Annotated in this window: 14 protein-coding genes and 2 pseudogenes; 11 read left to right on the top strand and 5 right to left on the bottom strand. The window is 71.3% G+C overall.

Going from position 1 to position 14,853, the window contains the following annotated elements; genetic code table 11:
• Positions 1–103: 103 nt before the first annotated feature.
• The 3 genes and pseudogenes from RNC47_RS03890 to RNC47_RS03880 all read left to right on the top strand — a co-directional run.
• Complete coding sequence (locus tag RNC47_RS03890) at positions 104–259, top strand: hypothetical protein (RefSeq protein ID WP_311595490.1); 156 nt, start codon at positions 104–106, stop codon at positions 257–259.
• A gap of 119 nt (positions 260–378) precedes the next feature.
• A pseudogene (locus tag RNC47_RS03885) lies at positions 379–1,132 on the top strand (transposase family protein).
• Positions 1,133–1,148: 16 nt separating this feature from the next.
• Positions 1,149–1,649 (top strand): annotated as a pseudogene (locus tag RNC47_RS03880) (transposase); the annotation flags it as partial.
• A gap of 67 nt (positions 1,650–1,716) precedes the next feature.
• Here RNC47_RS03880 and RNC47_RS03875 read toward each other — a convergent pair.
• The 3 genes from RNC47_RS03875 to RNC47_RS03865 form a co-directional block, all read right to left on the bottom strand.
• Positions 1,717–2,145, bottom strand: a complete 429-nt coding sequence (locus tag RNC47_RS03875; protein ID WP_311595488.1) for a VOC family protein — start codon at positions 2,143–2,145, stop codon at positions 1,717–1,719.
• A gap of 359 nt (positions 2,146–2,504) precedes the next feature.
• Positions 2,505–2,939 (bottom strand): VOC family protein, encoded by a 435-nt coding sequence (locus RNC47_RS03870; protein WP_311595487.1) that lies wholly within the window; start codon positions 2,937–2,939, stop codon positions 2,505–2,507.
• Positions 2,940–3,058: 119 nt separating this feature from the next.
• Positions 3,059–3,661 (bottom strand): LOG family protein, encoded by a 603-nt coding sequence (locus tag RNC47_RS03865; protein ID WP_311595485.1) that lies wholly within the window; start codon positions 3,659–3,661, stop codon positions 3,059–3,061.
• A gap of 276 nt (positions 3,662–3,937) precedes the next feature.
• Between RNC47_RS03865 and RNC47_RS03860 the strand changes: the two genes are divergently transcribed.
• The 6 genes from RNC47_RS03860 to yicI are packed head-to-tail and all read left to right on the top strand — an operon-like array spanning position 3,938 to position 11,774.
• Positions 3,938–4,963 carry a LacI family DNA-binding transcriptional regulator gene (locus RNC47_RS03860; RefSeq protein WP_311595483.1) on the top strand — a complete coding sequence of 342 codons (1,026 nt, stop codon included), beginning with the start codon at positions 3,938–3,940 and terminating at the stop codon, positions 4,961–4,963.
• A gap of 36 nt (positions 4,964–4,999) precedes the next feature.
• On the top strand, positions 5,000–6,253 hold the full coding sequence (locus RNC47_RS03855; RefSeq protein ID WP_311595480.1) for a sugar ABC transporter substrate-binding protein: 1,254 nt from the start codon (positions 5,000–5,002) through the stop codon (positions 6,251–6,253).
• A gap of 7 nt (positions 6,254–6,260) precedes the next feature.
• Positions 6,261–7,214, top strand: a complete 954-nt coding sequence (locus tag RNC47_RS03850; RefSeq protein ID WP_311595477.1) for a carbohydrate ABC transporter permease — start codon at positions 6,261–6,263, stop codon at positions 7,212–7,214.
• A gap of 6 nt (positions 7,215–7,220) precedes the next feature.
• Positions 7,221–8,048 carry a carbohydrate ABC transporter permease gene (locus RNC47_RS03845; RefSeq protein WP_311595475.1) on the top strand — a complete coding sequence of 276 codons (828 nt, stop codon included), beginning with the start codon at positions 7,221–7,223 and terminating at the stop codon, positions 8,046–8,048.
• Between the two features lie 19 nt (positions 8,049–8,067).
• Complete coding sequence (locus tag RNC47_RS03840; RefSeq protein ID WP_311595473.1) at positions 8,068–9,492, top strand: GH1 family beta-glucosidase; 1,425 nt, start codon at positions 8,068–8,070, stop codon at positions 9,490–9,492.
• On the top strand, positions 9,489–11,774 hold the full coding sequence (gene yicI, locus RNC47_RS03835; RefSeq protein WP_311595471.1) for an alpha-xylosidase: 2,286 nt from the start codon (positions 9,489–9,491) through the stop codon (positions 11,772–11,774). The genes RNC47_RS03840 and yicI overlap by 4 nt, the downstream gene beginning before the upstream one ends.
• Positions 11,775–11,780: 6 nt before the next feature.
• Here yicI and RNC47_RS03830 read toward each other — a convergent pair whose 3' ends face one another.
• Positions 11,781–12,113: an SET domain-containing protein gene (locus tag RNC47_RS03830; protein ID WP_311595469.1), complete on the bottom strand. Its 333-nt coding sequence runs from the start codon at positions 12,111–12,113 to the stop codon at positions 11,781–11,783.
• Between the two features lie 196 nt (positions 12,114–12,309).
• Between RNC47_RS03830 and RNC47_RS03825 the strand changes: the two genes are divergently transcribed.
• Both RNC47_RS03825 and RNC47_RS03820 read left to right on the top strand, forming a co-directional pair.
• Positions 12,310–12,963, top strand: a complete 654-nt coding sequence (locus RNC47_RS03825; RefSeq protein ID WP_311595468.1) for an HhH-GDP family DNA glycosylase — start codon at positions 12,310–12,312, stop codon at positions 12,961–12,963.
• 107 nt (positions 12,964–13,070) lie between these two features.
• Positions 13,071–13,415: a DUF3140 domain-containing protein gene (locus RNC47_RS03820; protein WP_311595466.1), complete on the top strand. Its 345-nt coding sequence runs from the start codon at positions 13,071–13,073 to the stop codon at positions 13,413–13,415.
• A 159-nt stretch (positions 13,416–13,574) separates the two neighbouring features.
• On the opposite strand, the gene RNC47_RS03815 is transcribed toward RNC47_RS03820, so the two are convergent.
• Positions 13,575–14,777 (bottom strand): MBL fold metallo-hydrolase, encoded by a 1,203-nt coding sequence (locus RNC47_RS03815; RefSeq protein WP_311595464.1) that lies wholly within the window; start codon positions 14,775–14,777, stop codon positions 13,575–13,577.
• Positions 14,778–14,853: the final 76 nt, after the last annotated feature.

The following is a 14,853-nucleotide window of genomic DNA, read 5'->3' as shown; positions in this document are numbered from 1 at the left end:
GGCCACTTGATCACCGCATCCTGACTGTGGCCATGTGGCAGCTGTATGGTCCGATCACGTACGAGGATCAATTCGAAGGGACGGGTCTGACATGGGTTGGCTCATGCTGCAACTCGTCGCTGTACTCATCGCGTTCGTCGCACTGCTCCTTCTGGTCGGAGTCACCGCGGGATCGCTGGAGGTCTTCATCTGGCTGGTACTGCTGGCCCTGGCCTTCTCCTTGGTGATCCGTCATCACCGCCGCCGTACGACTCAATGAGCCTTTCCAACCTGCCTCGTGGCAGCTGACGTTGAGGGTGAGGGCTGGGTGCGGAGATGGGTGAAGCTCCTGGTAGACGGGTTGTCGACCAAGATTAACCTGTCCGCGCGGAGCTTCATGTGCTTGTCTACCCATCGGGGATCGATCTGTCCAGTTCGACTCTTCGTCGCCTGTCCGGCCTGCTGGCCGCCCGACGTCCGGAGCGTGGGACGTGGCGCCGCCTCCCGGCAGGCAAGCCCTGCTGGTCCTGGCCCATCTGCGGTGCGGGCACACCTACGCGCAGCTCGCCGCCGGGTTCGGTGTCGGCATCACCACCGCGTACCGGTCACCGAGGCGGTCGACGTACTCGCGGCCCTCGCACCTGACATCACCACAGTGGCCCGCTCCGCAGCCTGCAAGGCGTTCGTGATCCTGGACGGGACGTTGCTGCCGATCGACCGGATCGCCGCCGACCGCCCCTACTACTCCGGCAAGCACCACCGGCACGGCATGAACGTCCAAGTCCTCGCCGATCCGTTCGGACGCCTGTTGTGGGCCTCGCCCGCCCTGCCCGGAGCGGTCCACGACATCCGCGCCGCCCGTACGCACGGCATCATCGACGCGCTGACCAGCGTGGACCTGCCCTGCTGGGCCGACAAGGCATACCGGGGTGCTGGAGGCACCGTCCGCGTCCCCTACTGGGGACGCTGGGAGAAGCTGTCAGCGGGACAGCAGGCCCACAACCGCTCTCACGCGAAGATCCGAGCCCTGGGCGAACGAGCCGTCGCCCGACTCAAGTCCTGGCGGCTCCTGCGAAAGCTGCGATGCGGTGCGACCCGCATAACCAACCTCGTCAAAGCCATCCTCACCCTTCGCCTGGACCCCGCAGCCTGAGGTTGGAAAAGGCTCACTGGCCCTGCAACAGCGCAAGCGGTTCCGTAAGGACTCCGTGCTGATCGTGGACGGAACCCTGGTGCCAACCCGCGACCACAGCATCGCCGAGCAGTCGAAGAACTACCGGCAATCGACCAACCGCCAGGTCGTCATCGACGCCGACACCCGGCTCGTCGTCGCCGTCGGCCGGCCGCTGCCCGGCCACCGCAACGACTGCAAGGCGTGGGAACCTTCCGGTGCGAAGGCCGCCGTCGGCCGGGCCACGGTCAGCGCAGACGGTGGCTATCGGAGAACCCGCCTGCTCATTCCGCACCGCCGTGAATGCGGCCAGACCGAACTGCCAGCTTGGAAAGAGGAGCACAACACCTCCCACCGCACGGTCCGGGCCCGCGTCGAGCACGTCTTCGCGCGGATGAAGGCATGGAAGATCCCTCGTGACTGCCGCCTGAAAGGCGACGACGTTCACACCGCCATGCTCGGCATCGCCCGGCTGTACAACCTCGCCCTCGCGGGGTAACTCCCGCCCTATACGAGACCAGAGAGGCCCAAGGGAGGTGGCTCCCCGCCTCCCCGTCAAAGGGTGTTCAGTCGATACAGAACTCGTTGCCCTCGATGTCCAGCATCGGGATGCACGAGTCGTTGCCGTCGTACAGCGTTTGCACGTGGACCGCGCCGAGCGGGATCAGCCGTTCGCATTCGGCCTCGAGTGCGGCAAGGCGTTCCTCACCCACGAGTCCCGTGCCGACCCGCACATCGAGATGCACCCGGTTCTTGACAGCCTTGCCCTCGGGGACGCGCTGGAAGTACAGTCGCGGGCCCACACCCGAGGGGTCGACGCAGGCGAACCACGCATCCCGCTCCTCAGGAGACTGCGAACGCTTGAAATCATCCCAGGTGGCGAACCCCGCGGGTGGCGGCGGTACGACGTAGCCCAGCACCTCGCACCAGAAGCGGGCGAGGCGCTCGGGCTCCGCGCAGTCGAAGGTGACCTGGAACGTCCTGATCTCTGACATCAACGCACCGTACCGCGTACCAGGGGGACCCCGTCGCTCATTTCCCCAGGCGGATCCGCCCGCAACCCGTCGTATCCTTGGCCGCCTTCAAACCGAGCAGTCCAGGAGGACGACGCGACCGTGGTGGCGGAGCGCCCAGTAGTCCCCAGGATCCAGTCCTGACCAACCACCTTCAGACCAAGATCAGTTGCGGGACAACCCTTAGCCCGAGGGCCCGTTCGAGCTCGACGACGAGGGGCGCGCGAACTACCTCGGCTGATGGTCAGACTCGACGGGGGTGGGACCACGGCGCCGGGCATGGGCATTCGTGCTCGGGTTGCTGGTCTACGGACGTGCCACCTCGCGGACGTGGAGCACACTCAGTCGAGACAGAACTCGTTGCCCTCGATGTCCTGCATCACCAGGCACGACTCGTTGTCCTCGTCGGCAGGCAGCAGTCGCACTCGCACCGCGCCGAGCGCGACCAGTCGTGCGCATTCGGCCTCGAGCGCGGCCAGCCGCTCCTCACCCACGAGTCCGGTGCCGACCCGGACGTCGAGATGCACCCGGTTCTTGACGACCTTGCCCTCGGGAACACGCTGGAAGAACAGTCGCGGGCCCACACCCGAGGGGTCGACGCACGCGAACCACGCCCCCTGATCCCCAGGCGGCAGTGAGCGGTTGACATCGTCCCACGTGGCGAACCCCTCCGGTGGCGGCGGCACGACGTACCCCAACACCTCGCACCAGAAACGGGCGACGCGCTCAGGCTCAGCGCAGTCGAAGGTGACCTGGAACTGTCGTACCGATGCCATCGGTCAAACGTAGCAGGGCCGTCCCCGGCGATCGCCGTCCATGACGCGGCGGCGACAGCCGACCGTCACGCCCCGCCGGGGAAGGCCAGAACCGGGGGCGATAACGCGTTGGCGTGTTCTCACGCCGTCCCGCCGCCGTCGGGGGCCGGTCGGCCGGCGCGGGCCGGCTGGGGGGCGCGGCGCAGTCGCTGGTCCAAGGCGTCCAGCAGGCCCGGCAGTTCGGGCGCGACGGCGAGGTCGTCCAGGGTGGCCGTGGGGAGGAAGCCGGAGTCGGCGATGCGGCGCAGCGCGTCGAGCAGCGGCGTCCAGAATCCTCCGGCGTCGAGGAGGCCGACGGGCTTGGTGTGGAAGCCCAGTTGGCGCCACGACCACACCTCGAAGATCTCCTCCAGCGTGCCGAGCCCGCCCGGGAGGGCGACGAAGGCGTCGGCGTGCTGGGCCATGATCGCCTTGCGCTCGTGCATCGAGTCGCACAGGAGCAGCTCCGTCACCTGCTCGTGCGCCCACTCCCGCTCGACCATGCCGCGTGGCATGACACCGATGACCTCGCCGCCCGCCTCCAGCGCGCTGTCCGCGAGCACCCCCATCAGCCCTCTGCGGCCGCCGCCGTAGACGACGCCGATCCCGCGTCGTGCCAGCTCCGCGCCCACCCCGGCGGCCAGTTCGGCGTACGCGGGGTCGTTCCCGTCGGACGAGGCGAGGAAGACGGCGAGGCGGCGCATGGGACCTCCGGGACGGCTGGTGCGGGGCTATCGGTGTACCACGGGCGCGCCGGCGCCGGCCACGGGTCCTCCCGTGCGGCGCTCACGGGCGGGCGGGCGGATCCGGAGCCATCGGTTCGTGACGTCCACCGTCCGCAGCGGAGGCCGTACGGAAAGTTGCCGAGCCAGGACTCTTGCCCGCGCCGCGTAGCCCCGCTTAACATCCCGTCCACACGGTCGAATCGATTCGACGAATCGATTCGACAACCGAGCGTAGATCGCCGCAAGGGAGCGGGAATGGCCACGATCAAGGATGTCGCGGAGCGCGCGGGGGTTGCCCCGAGCACCGTGAGTTACGTCCTCAGCGGTTCCCGCAAGATCTCGGAGCAGACGGCGAAGGCCGTCCACGAGGCCATCGCCGAGCTCGGTTACCACCCGCGCGCCAGCGCGCGCACGCTGCGCAGCGCCCGCAGCGAGGTGCTGGTGCTGGCCGTGCCGCGGGAGCCGGGCAAGTACCGGGCGATGGACGGCCGGTTCGCCATCGAGATCAGCGACGCGGCCCGTGGCCACGGCTACGACGTGCTGATGATGACCGAGCCGGACGGCGTCGACGGGCTGCGCCGCATCGCCCGCAGCGGTCTCGCCGACGCCGCGGTCCTGATGGCCGTGCGCGAGGCCGACCCCCGGATCGCCGCGCTGCGCGAGTTCGGCTTCCCCACCGCCCTCCTCGGCCACGGCGACGAGCGCGACGAGACCGAGGTGCCCTGGGTCGACCTCGACTGGGAGGCCGCGGTCGCCCTCGCCGTCCGGGAGTGCGTCGCCGCCGGCCACCGGCACGTCGTCTTCTGGGCCTCGGCCGAGCACGAGATCTCCGCCCGCCGCGGGTACGCCATGCACGGCCTGGACGGCGCCCGGCGCGCGGCCGTCGAGACCGGGGCCGATGTCCGCGTGCACCCGTCGACCGCCGACCCCGAGCTGCTGCGGGCCCGGCTGCGCGAGGTGCTCGGCGCCCGTCCCGCGCCCACCGCGCTGGTGGTCCAGCACCTGATCCCGCTGCCCCTGATCCTCGACGAGATCGCCGCGCTCGGCCTGCGGGTGCCGGAGGACCTGGCCGTGGTGCTGGTGGGCAGCCTGCCCGACGAGCACGCGCTGTTCGCCTTCCCCCGCATCGACCTTCCGGTGAGCAGGATGGCGACCGCCGTCGTCCAGCTCGCCGTCCGGGCGATCGGCGCCGACGCGGAGCCGGGCCCCGCACGCCACGAGCTGATGTCCCCGGGGATGGCCCCGGGCCCCGTCGTCGCCAAGCCGTCCCCCTCCCGCTGATCCACCCTGAGCCGTGAATTGGAGACCACCAAGCCCATGCGATCGAGCTCCATACGATCAAGAGCGTGGCGCACGCCGGTGCCCGCCGCAGCGCTGACCCTGGCGGGTGCCATGGTCGCGTTCGGGCTCACCGGCTGCGCCGCGGAACCCGACCCGGGCACGGTGACCGTGCTCAACTCGGCAACGGACACCGCGGAACACGAGGCCAACCAGGACTTCTTCGACCGGTGCGCCGAGCCGCTCGGCCTGCGTGTCGAGCAGATCAGCGTGCCGGCCGACCAGGTCGCGTCGAAGGCGCTGCGGATGGCCTCGTCCGACTCCCTCCCCGACATCCTGGAGCTGGACGGCTCGCAGGTGCCGCAGTTCGCCGAGACCGGCGGGCTGCTGCCGATCGGCGAGGCCGGCGTCGACACCTCGGTGTTCTCGGAGAGCGCCAACTCGCTCGGTTCCTTCGACGGCACCCAGTACGGGGTGGCCCGCTCGGTCAACTCGCTGGCGTTGATCTACAACGTCGACATGCTCGCCGAGGCCGGCCTGGAGCCGCCCACCACCTGGGAGGAGCTGCAGACCACCGCGGCCGCGCTCACCCGGGGCGACACCTACGGCATGGCGTTCAGCGCCAGCCCCAACGCCGACGGCGTCTACCAGTTCCTGCCGTTCTTCTGGTCGGCGGGCGGCGACGAGGCGCACCTGGACGACGGCGCCGGGGTGCCCGCGCTCCAGCTGTGGAAGGACCTGGTGGACGCCGGTTCGGCCTCGCGGTCCGTCGTCAACTGGAACCAGCAGGACGTCAACGACCAGTTCATCTCGGGCCGTGCCGCGATGATGATCAACGGCCCCTGGCAGGTGCCGGTGCTCGACGGCCAGACGGACGTCGACTGGGCGGTCGCCAGCATCCCGGTGCCACAGGCCGGCGGGGACCCGGTGCCCCCGATCGGCGGCACCGTGATGACCGTGCCGCGCAACGACGACGCCCCGGAGCGCGTCAGCAACGCGGGCCGCGTCCTGGAGTGCCTCAACTCGGAGGAGAACCAGCTGGCCTGGGGCGAGCGCGTGAACAACGTGCCGACCAGGGCCGAGGCCGCGCAGGCGTACCGCGAGGCGAACCCGAAGCTGGCGCCGTTCGCCGACCTGGTGCTCACGGCGCGGTCGCGGACCGCCGAGGTCGGCACCCGCTGGCCGGTGGTCGGCGACGCGCTGGCCGGCGCCTTCCAGTCCGTGCTGACCGGCAGGTCGTCACCCGAGCAGGCCCTGGACGCCGCGCAGCGCCAGGCCGCGGCGGGAGAGTGAGGACGCCATGACGATCACGTCGCTTCCCACCGAGGAGCGGGCGCCGGAGCGCGCCCCCGCGCGGCGCTCGGGCGCCGGGCGCCGCCGCCTCTACCAGTGGCTGTTCGTGGCCCCCGCGCTGGTGTACCTGCTGGCGTTCTTCGGGTACCCGCTGGTCCGCAACGTGCTGATGAGCTTCCAGGAGTTCACGCCGACGACCTACTTCACCGGTGAGTCGCCGTTCAACGGCCTGGACAACTGGCGCGAGGTCTTCGACAACGAGCTGTTCGGCGACGCGCTGTGGCAGACGATCCTGTTCACCGTGGGCTCGCTGGTGGGCCAGTTCACCATCGGTCTCGGCCTGGCGGTGTTCTTCTCGCGGCGCTTCCACCTCTCCGGCGTGATCCGGGCCGTGCTGCTGCTGCCGTGGCTGGTGCCCATGGTGGTCTCGGCCGTGGTCTGGCGCCGGATCATGGACGAGGACCACGGGATCCTGAACAGCTTCCTGGAGACCGTCGGCCTGTCGGGCGACGGCGTGCCGTGGCTGAGCAGCCCGAGCGTGGCGCTGCTCTCGGCGATCCTGGTGAACATCTGGATCGGCATCCCGTTCAACATGGTGATCCTCTACGGCGGTCTGCAGGAGATCCCGCGTGAGCTGTACGAGGCGGCGTCGCTGGACGGCGCGGGCCCGTGGCGCACGTTCCGCTCGATCACGCTGCCGATGCTGCGCCCGGTGGTGACGGTGGTCCTGGTGCTCGGCTTCATGTCGACGATCAAGATCCTCGACCTGATCCTGGCGCTGACCGGCGGCGGCCCGGCCGACTCGACCCAGACGCTGGGCACGCTCACCTACCAGCTGTCGTTCCTCCAGCTCGACTTCGGCCAGGGCGCGGTGGTCGGCAACGTCCTCATTCTCATCAGCGCCGTGTTCGCGGTGCTCTACCTGCGGATCAACCGCAGCGACAACCAGCAGGGGAAGTGACCAGTGATGAATCGCACTCCCGCCCGCGCGCGGGCGCGCCGCGCCTGGAACACGGCGGCCGCGCTGCTGATCCTGGCCGTGATGCTGTTCCCGGTGTACTGGATGCTCAGCACCTCGCTCCAGCCGCACTCGAGCATCGCCTCGGCCGACCTGATCCCGTCCTCGCCCAGCTTCGACAACTTCTCGGCGGCGCTGGACAGTCAGGGCGGTTCGCTGGTGACCAGCCTGGTGGTGTCGCTCGGCGCGGTGGCGGTCTGTCTGGCGCTGGCGGCGCCGGCGGCCTACGGGCTGGCGCAGTTCGGGCTGCGCGGCAGCCGCGGCATCGTGTTCGGCACGCTGATCACCCAGATGGTGCCGGGCATCGTGGTGGCCAACGCGCTCTACAGCGCCTACGCGGAGCTCGGCCTGGTCAACTCCTACCTCGGCCTGATCCTGGCGGACGCCTCGCTCGGCCTGCCGTTCGCGATCGTGCTGCTGCGCGCGTTCATGGTGTCGATCCCGACCGAGGTGGTGGAGGCCGCGATGGTGGACGGCGCCAACCGGTTCACCGCCTTCGTCCGCATCGTGCTGCCGATGAGCCGTAACGCGCTGATCACCTCGGGGTTGTTCGCGTTCCTGTTCGCCTGGGCGGACTTCATCTTCGCGCTGACGTTGAACACCACGGACGACGTGCGCCCGGTGACGCTGGGCATCTATCAGTTCATCGGCGCCCATGTCAGCGACTGGGGCGCGGTGATGGCCACCGCCGTGCTGTCCGCGATCCCCGCGGCGATACTGCTGGTCGTCGCACAGAAGTACATCGCCGCCGGGATCGCCGGCGGCTCCGTCAAGTAGAGCAAGGGCGCCATCGCTTATGACTGCCAACGGACCCGCCGCGTCCGCGTCTTCCGAGTCCTCGTCGTTCCCCACGTTCCCGCCCGGCTTCTACTTCGGCGCGGCCACCGCCAGCTACCAGATCGAGGGCGGCCACGACGAGGGCGGCCGCGGCCCGTCCATCTGGGACACGTACTGCCGGGAGCCCGGCCGGGTCGCGAACGGCGCCACCGGTGACGTGGCCTGCGACCACTACCACCGGTACCGGGAGGACGTGGCGCTGCTGCGTGACCTGGGCGTGGACAGCTACCGCTTCTCGGTGGCGTGGCCGCGGATCCAGCCGACCGGTTCCGGCAAGGCCAACGAGGAGGGGCTGGACTTCTACGACCGGCTGGTCGACGAGCTGCTGGCCGCCGGGATAGCGCCCGCCGCCACGCTCTACCACTGGGACCTGCCGCAGGCCCTGGAGGACCTGGGCGGCTGGCGGGTGCGCGGGACGGCGGAGCGGTTCGCCGAGTACGCGGCGCTGGTCGTGGACCGGCTCGGGGACCGGGTGACGCGCTGGATGACGCTCAACGAGCCGTTCTGCTCGGCGTTCGTCGGATACGCGATCGGCCGGCACGCGCCGGGCGCGCGCGAGGGCCGGGGCGCGCTGGCCGCCGCCCACCACCTGCTGGTCGGGCACGGACTCGCGGTGCGGGCGCTGCGCGCGGCCGGCGCCGACGAGGTCGGCATCGTGCTCAACCCCGACCTGCTGCTGCCGGCGAGTGGTTCGGAGGCCGACCTGGGCGCGGTGCGGCGCGCCGAGACCCTGCACAACGCGGTCTGGCTCGACCCGCTGTTCGCCGGCCGCTACCCGGAGCACGAGGCGGAGACCTGGGGCGAGCTGGCGGACGGCTCCTGGCGCCTGGACGGTGACCTGGAGATCATCGGCGCCCCGCTGGACTTCCTCGGCATCAACTACTACCGGCCGATCACGGTGCGGGACGTGCCGCTGCGCGACCCCGACCCGGCGACCCGCACCGCGGTCGACATCCGGGTGGAGGAGACCTGGCGGGACGACGTCCGGCACACCACGATGGGCTGGCCGGTGGTGCCGGAGACGTTCACCCGGCTGCTGACGGAGCTCACCGAGCGTTACCCGACGGTGCCGCCGCTGGTCATCACCGAGAACGGCTCGGCCGAGGCCGACGAGGTGGCGGCGGACGGCCAGGTGCACGACGCCGACCGCGTCGACTACCTGCGCGACCACCTGCACGCGCTGGCCGCGGCCATCGAGGCGGGCGTCGAGGTGCAGGGCTACTACGTCTGGTCCCTGATGGACAACTTCGAGTGGGCCTTCGGCTACGACAAGCGCTTCGGCATCGTTCGGGTCGACTACGACACCCTCGAACGCCTGCCCAAGGACAGCTACCGCTGGTACCGGGACATGATCGCCAACCACAAGACGCAGGAGATCTCTTGAAGTTCACCGACGGCTACTGGCTGATGCGCGCGGGCGTCCAGGCGTCCTGGGCCAAGCAGCTCGCCGACGCCCGGACAGAGGACGACCGACTCACCCTGTACGCGGCGGTGCGCACGGTGGAGCGTCGCGGCCAGACGCTCAACAGCCCGCTGCTGACCGTGGAGTGCTTCTCGCCGGCGGAGGGCGTGATCGGCGTGCGGTCCGTCCACCACGACGGCGAGGAGGACCACGGGCCCCGGTTCGCGCTGGCCGAGGACCCCGGGCATTCCGGCAAGACCTCGGCCGACGGCTCGGTCCTGGAGCTGTCGAGCGGCCCGTTGACGCTGCGCGTCGACGCGGACCAGCCCTGGCGGCTCGACTTCGTCGCCGACGACCGGGTGCTGACCTCGGCCGGGTCGCGCGGCACCGGCTTCGCCACGGACCCGGACGGGCGGCACTTCTCCATAGGCCAGCTGTCGTTGGGCGTCGGCGAGCTGGTGTACGGCCTCGGTGAGCGGTTCACGCCGTTCACCAAGAACGGCCAGACCGTGGACGTCTGGCAGGCGGACGGCGGCACGGCCAGCGAACAGGCCTACAAGAACGTGCCGTTCTACCTCACCAACCGCGGCTACGGCGTCTTCGTGAACCACCCGGGCCTGGTCTCCTACGAGATCGGCTCGGAGTCCGTGGGCCAGGTGCAGTTCAGCGTCGAGGGCCAGTCGGTCGAGTACCTGGTGATCTACGGCCCCACGCCCAAGGAGATCCTCGACCGCTACACGGCCCTGACCGGCCGGCCGGCGCTGCCGCCGGCCTGGTCCTTCGGCCTGTGGCTGTCGACGTCCTTCACCACGGACTACGACGAGGAGACGGTCACCCGCTTCGTGCGCGGCATGGCGGAGCGCGACATCCCGCTGAGCGTCTTCCACTTCGACTGCTTCTGGATGCGCGAGTACCAGTGGTGCGACTTCACCTGGGACCCGGCCGTCTTCCCCGACCCGGAGGGCATGCTGGCCCGGCTGAAGGAGCAGGGCCTGCGGGTCTCGGTGTGGATCAACCCCTACATCGGGCAGAAGTCCCCGCTGTTCGCGGAGGCCAGGCGGCTCGGCTACCTGGTGCGCAGGGCCAACGGCGACGTGTGGCAGTGGGACATGTGGCAGGCCGGCATGGCGCTGGTCGACTTCACCAACCCGGACGCCCGCGAGTGGTTCGCCGGCAAGCTGCGGGTGCTGGCCGGCCAGGGCGTCGACTGCTTCAAGACCGACTTCGGTGAGCGGGTGCCGACCGACGTGGTCTGGCACGACGGCTCGGACCCGGAGCGGATGCACAACTACTACACACAGCTCTACAACGAGACCGTCTTCCGGGTCCTCACCGAGGCCCGCGGCGAGGGCGAGGCCGTGCTGTTCGCCCGCTCGGCGACCGCCGGCGGGCAGCAGTTCCCGGTGCACTGGGGCGGCGACTGCGAGTCGACGTTCGACGCGATGGCCGAGTCGCTGCGCGGCGGGCTCTCGCTCGGCCTGTCGGGGTTCGGCTTCTGGAGCCACGACATCGGCGGCTTCGAGGGCACCCCGACGCCGGCGATCTTCAAGCGCTGGGCCCAGTTCGGGCTGCTCTCCTCGCACAGCAGGCTGCACGGCAGCAACTCCTACCGGGTGCCGTGGGACTACGACGAGGAGGCGGTGGCCGTCACCCGGGACTTCACCCGGCTCAAGCACCGGCTGATGCCGTACCTCTACCGGGCCGCGGAGCAGGCGCGGGACGCGGGCACGCCGGTGATGCGGGCGATGCTGCTGGAGTTCCCCGACGACCCGTCCTGCCACGTGCTCGACCGGCAGTACATGCTGGGCGGCGACATCCTGGTGGCGCCGATCTTCACCGAGGACGGGACGGTCGAGTACTACGTGCCGGCGGGTACGTGGACCCACCTGCTCTCGGGCGAGCAGGTCACGGGCCCCGGCTGGCGGCGGGAGCGGTTCGGCTTCGACAGCCTGCCGCTGCTGGCCAGGCCGGGCTCGGTGATCCCGTTCGGCGCCGAGGACGAGACGCCCGAGTACGCGTGGGCGGATGGGGTCACGCTGCGGGTGCACACGCCGGCCGACGGGGTGGAGACGGTGACCACCGTCCCGACGCCCGGCGGCGCGCCGGCCACGTTCCGCACCCGGCGGGACGGGGACACCGTCACGGTGACGGCCGAGGGCGCGCCGGGTGCCTGGCGGGTCAAGATCGCGGGCCCCGAGGGCTACGCGGAGCCGGTCGCGGCCGAGGCCGGCACCGGGTCGCTCACCCTCCCGGTAGCCGGCTGATCCCGGCTACCCGGTCCCTCCGCTCGCGTCGATCCGGTCCAGCAGCGGAGGGATCCAGTGCCGCCCGTAGGCGGCGCGCAACGCGGACAGCCGCCAGTCGCGGCCGGTGACCCGGCCGCGACAGCGGCGGCTGCCGCAGCGGCAGTCCATCGCCCACCCGTCGACCCCGGTGTGGGTGGCGTAGTCGCTGGTCAGCTCCTCGCCGACGGCGATGTCGCGCCGGGCGACCAGGGTGAAGGCGTCCACGTGCCACAGGTTGGGCTCGCAGGAGTGGTTGCCGTACCGCACCGGCTCGGCGGGGTCGATCAACCACCCGTCTCCGACGGTGATGCTGCCCAAGCGCCGCGCAGCCTCACCGGCGCCCAGCGAGGCGGTGGACGGGGCACGGCGCGACCAGCCAGAGCCGTCCTGCGGTCATCTGTCCACCTCGTCCAGCGAAGCGCACCCGGTTTCCGGACTTTCCGCTTCGTTTGGGGCCAGGTCGTCGGGGAACCCGAGGCGCGTCCGCGAGAGCTGGTTGCGGAGGTGGTCAGGTATGACCAAGCGGACCGAGAAGACCGCGCACGCCGTCATCGACACGTGTGGCGAGACCTACGCCGAGCAGGCGGGTATCCGGCTGCGGAACAGCCCGGCGGCGCTCTACCAGCTGCTGGTGCTCTCCCACCTACTGTCCGCCAGGATCAGCTCGGGGGTGGCCGTCGCCGCGGCCCGGGCGTTGTTCGACGCCGGTATGCGGGACCCGCGACACATGGCGGACGCCACCTGGCAGCAGCGGGTCGACGCGCTGGGCGAGGGCCACTACCGGCGCTACGACGAACGCACCTCGACCCAGCTCGGCGACGAGGCGAACCTGCTCCTCGAACGCTACGGCGGCGACCTGCGGCGGCTCCGCGAGGAGGGGGACGTGGCCGAGCTCCTCCAGCAGTTCCCGGGGATCGGGCCGACGGGCGCCGACATCTTCCTCCGCGAGGCACAGGCCGTCTGGCCCGAGTACGCGCCCCGGGTGGACGACAGGATGCGGGCCGGTGCCGAGCGGGTGGGCCTGCCGCGCTCGCCGGGGGCGTTGTCCCGTCTGGTGAGCGAGGAGGAGCTGCCGCACCTGGCCGCGGGCCTGGTGCGGGTGTCGCTGGACAAGGGCCTGGCCGACGAGGTGCGCGCGGCGTCCCGCTCCACGGCCAGTTCCGGCTGAACCAGCACAGGCACGGCCGAAACCGACATCCCCCAGCTGACGATCCCTCATATGATCAACCGGGGGACCCGCTGGGCAACACCCAAGGACTACCCGGGAGGCTCACCATGGCCGACATCGAGGCGCTCGAGCTCGACGCGCTGTGGACCGACTTCCACTCCGTCGTCAACATGACGTCCCAGGAGCTCGCGGCCTGGTTGCGGACCAGCAGCGCCGGCGAGAACAGCGAGGAGGTGCCCGACCACTCGGGCTCCGAGCGCGGGCGGGGCGTGCTGGCGATCCTGCGGAAGCGGCAGATGGATCTCACCGACGCCGACATCGCGCTGATGCGCGACGTCGTGGACGCGGTGCGCGAGGAGCGGGACGCGGGGCCGAGGGCGGCCCTGCCGGAGCCGGAGTGGCGCTACCGGCTGATGTCCCTCGGCCACGACCCCCTGCGCGCCCCCAGCTGACAACGGGCCTGGCGGCCGGCCCGCGTTGTCACCGGTGACCGCCGGGCGTACGGCGCGGCGCCGTCGCTTGGCGGGCCGCCGCGCCAGCCCGGCGGCCCGGCCGCCGGCGCGGCGCCACCGCCCGTCAGCGGCTTCGGCGCCGCACAGCGCAGCGCAGCGTCACCCGCGGCGTACCGGCTCGGGTACGGGTTCGACGGATGGCTCGACCGACGTTCGCGGCGTGGCCTCCGGTGCCGGCCGGGCCAGCGCGCGCCACCAGGGGGCGCGTGGGAGGTCGCCGGCCGCGGGCTCGAACGACTCGCCGGGGCGGGGCGTCGTCACCGCCACGCCGGCCGCCGAGGCCGCCCGCAGGGACCACTCGGCCGGCTCCTCCCACGGGTGCGGCGCGAGGTTGAAGGTGGCCCAGTGGATCGGCAGCAGGACCCCGTGCGGGCGGCCGCCCGACAGGTCGAGGTGGGCCCGGACGCCCTCCTCGGGCGTCATGTGGACGTCCGGCCAGAACTGCGGGCTGTAGGCGCCCATCTGCATCATCGTGGCGTCGAACGGGCCGAGCCTGGCGCCGATGTCGGCGAAGCCGGGGAAGTATCCGGTGTCGCCGCTGTGGAAGACCCGGTGCCGGGGGCCGGTCACGGCCCAGGAGGCCCAGAGGGTGGCGCCCTGGTTGCGCAGGCCGCGACCGCAGAAGTGCTGGCCGGGGGTGGCCGTCAGGGTGAGCTCGCCGACCGGCGCCGACTCCCACCAGTCGAGCTCGATGATCCGCTCCGCCGGCACCGACCAGTGCTCCAGGTGGGCACCGACCCCGAGCGGCACCGCGAAGACCGTGTCGGTGCCGGCCAGCGCCCGGATGGTGGGCATGTCCAGGTGGTCGTAGTGGTCGTGCGAGACGACCACCGCGTCCAGCCGGCCAAGCTCAGCCAGGGACATCGGCACCGGGTGCAGCCGGCGCGGGCCGGCGAAGCCGAACGGCGAGCAGCGCTCGCCCCACACCGGGTCGAACAGCACCCGGTGCCCGTCGATCTCGACCAGCGCCGTGGCGTGCCCGAGCCAGGTGAGCCGCAGTCCGCTGGCCGGCGGGGAGCTGGGGTCGAGGACGGCGGGCCGGACCACGGGTGGCGCCTCGGTGGGGGTGCGCCGGGCCCAGCGGGCCCGGTCGAAGGACTCGCGCAGCAGCGGCAGGGCCTCCCTGGCCCGCAGGGTGCGGGTGGGCCGCTCGTTGCGGAAGGCGCCGTCGCGGAACTGCGGGGAGCGGCGGATCCTGGCCAGCCGCTCCCCGGTCGGCTCGGCGCCGAAGGAGGCGGGGCGGAGTCTGGCGAGCGGGGATGCGCGGTGCGGTTTCTCGGCGGCCGGTGTCTGCTCTGCCATGTGGACCTCCCTGATGCGGGTCGTTGGCCACTGTAGATGATCGCTGTGACGACTCGTCACCCTCCGCGAGCGGCCG

The sequence above is a fragment of the Streptomyces millisiae genome (assembly GCF_031845425.1).
In the GTDB taxonomy this organism is placed as follows: Bacteria; Actinomycetota; Actinomycetes; order Streptomycetales; family Streptomycetaceae; genus Streptomyces; species Streptomyces millisiae.
The sequence above is the reverse complement of the archived record's forward strand: the minus strand, read 5'-3'. Positions and strand labels throughout refer to the sequence as shown.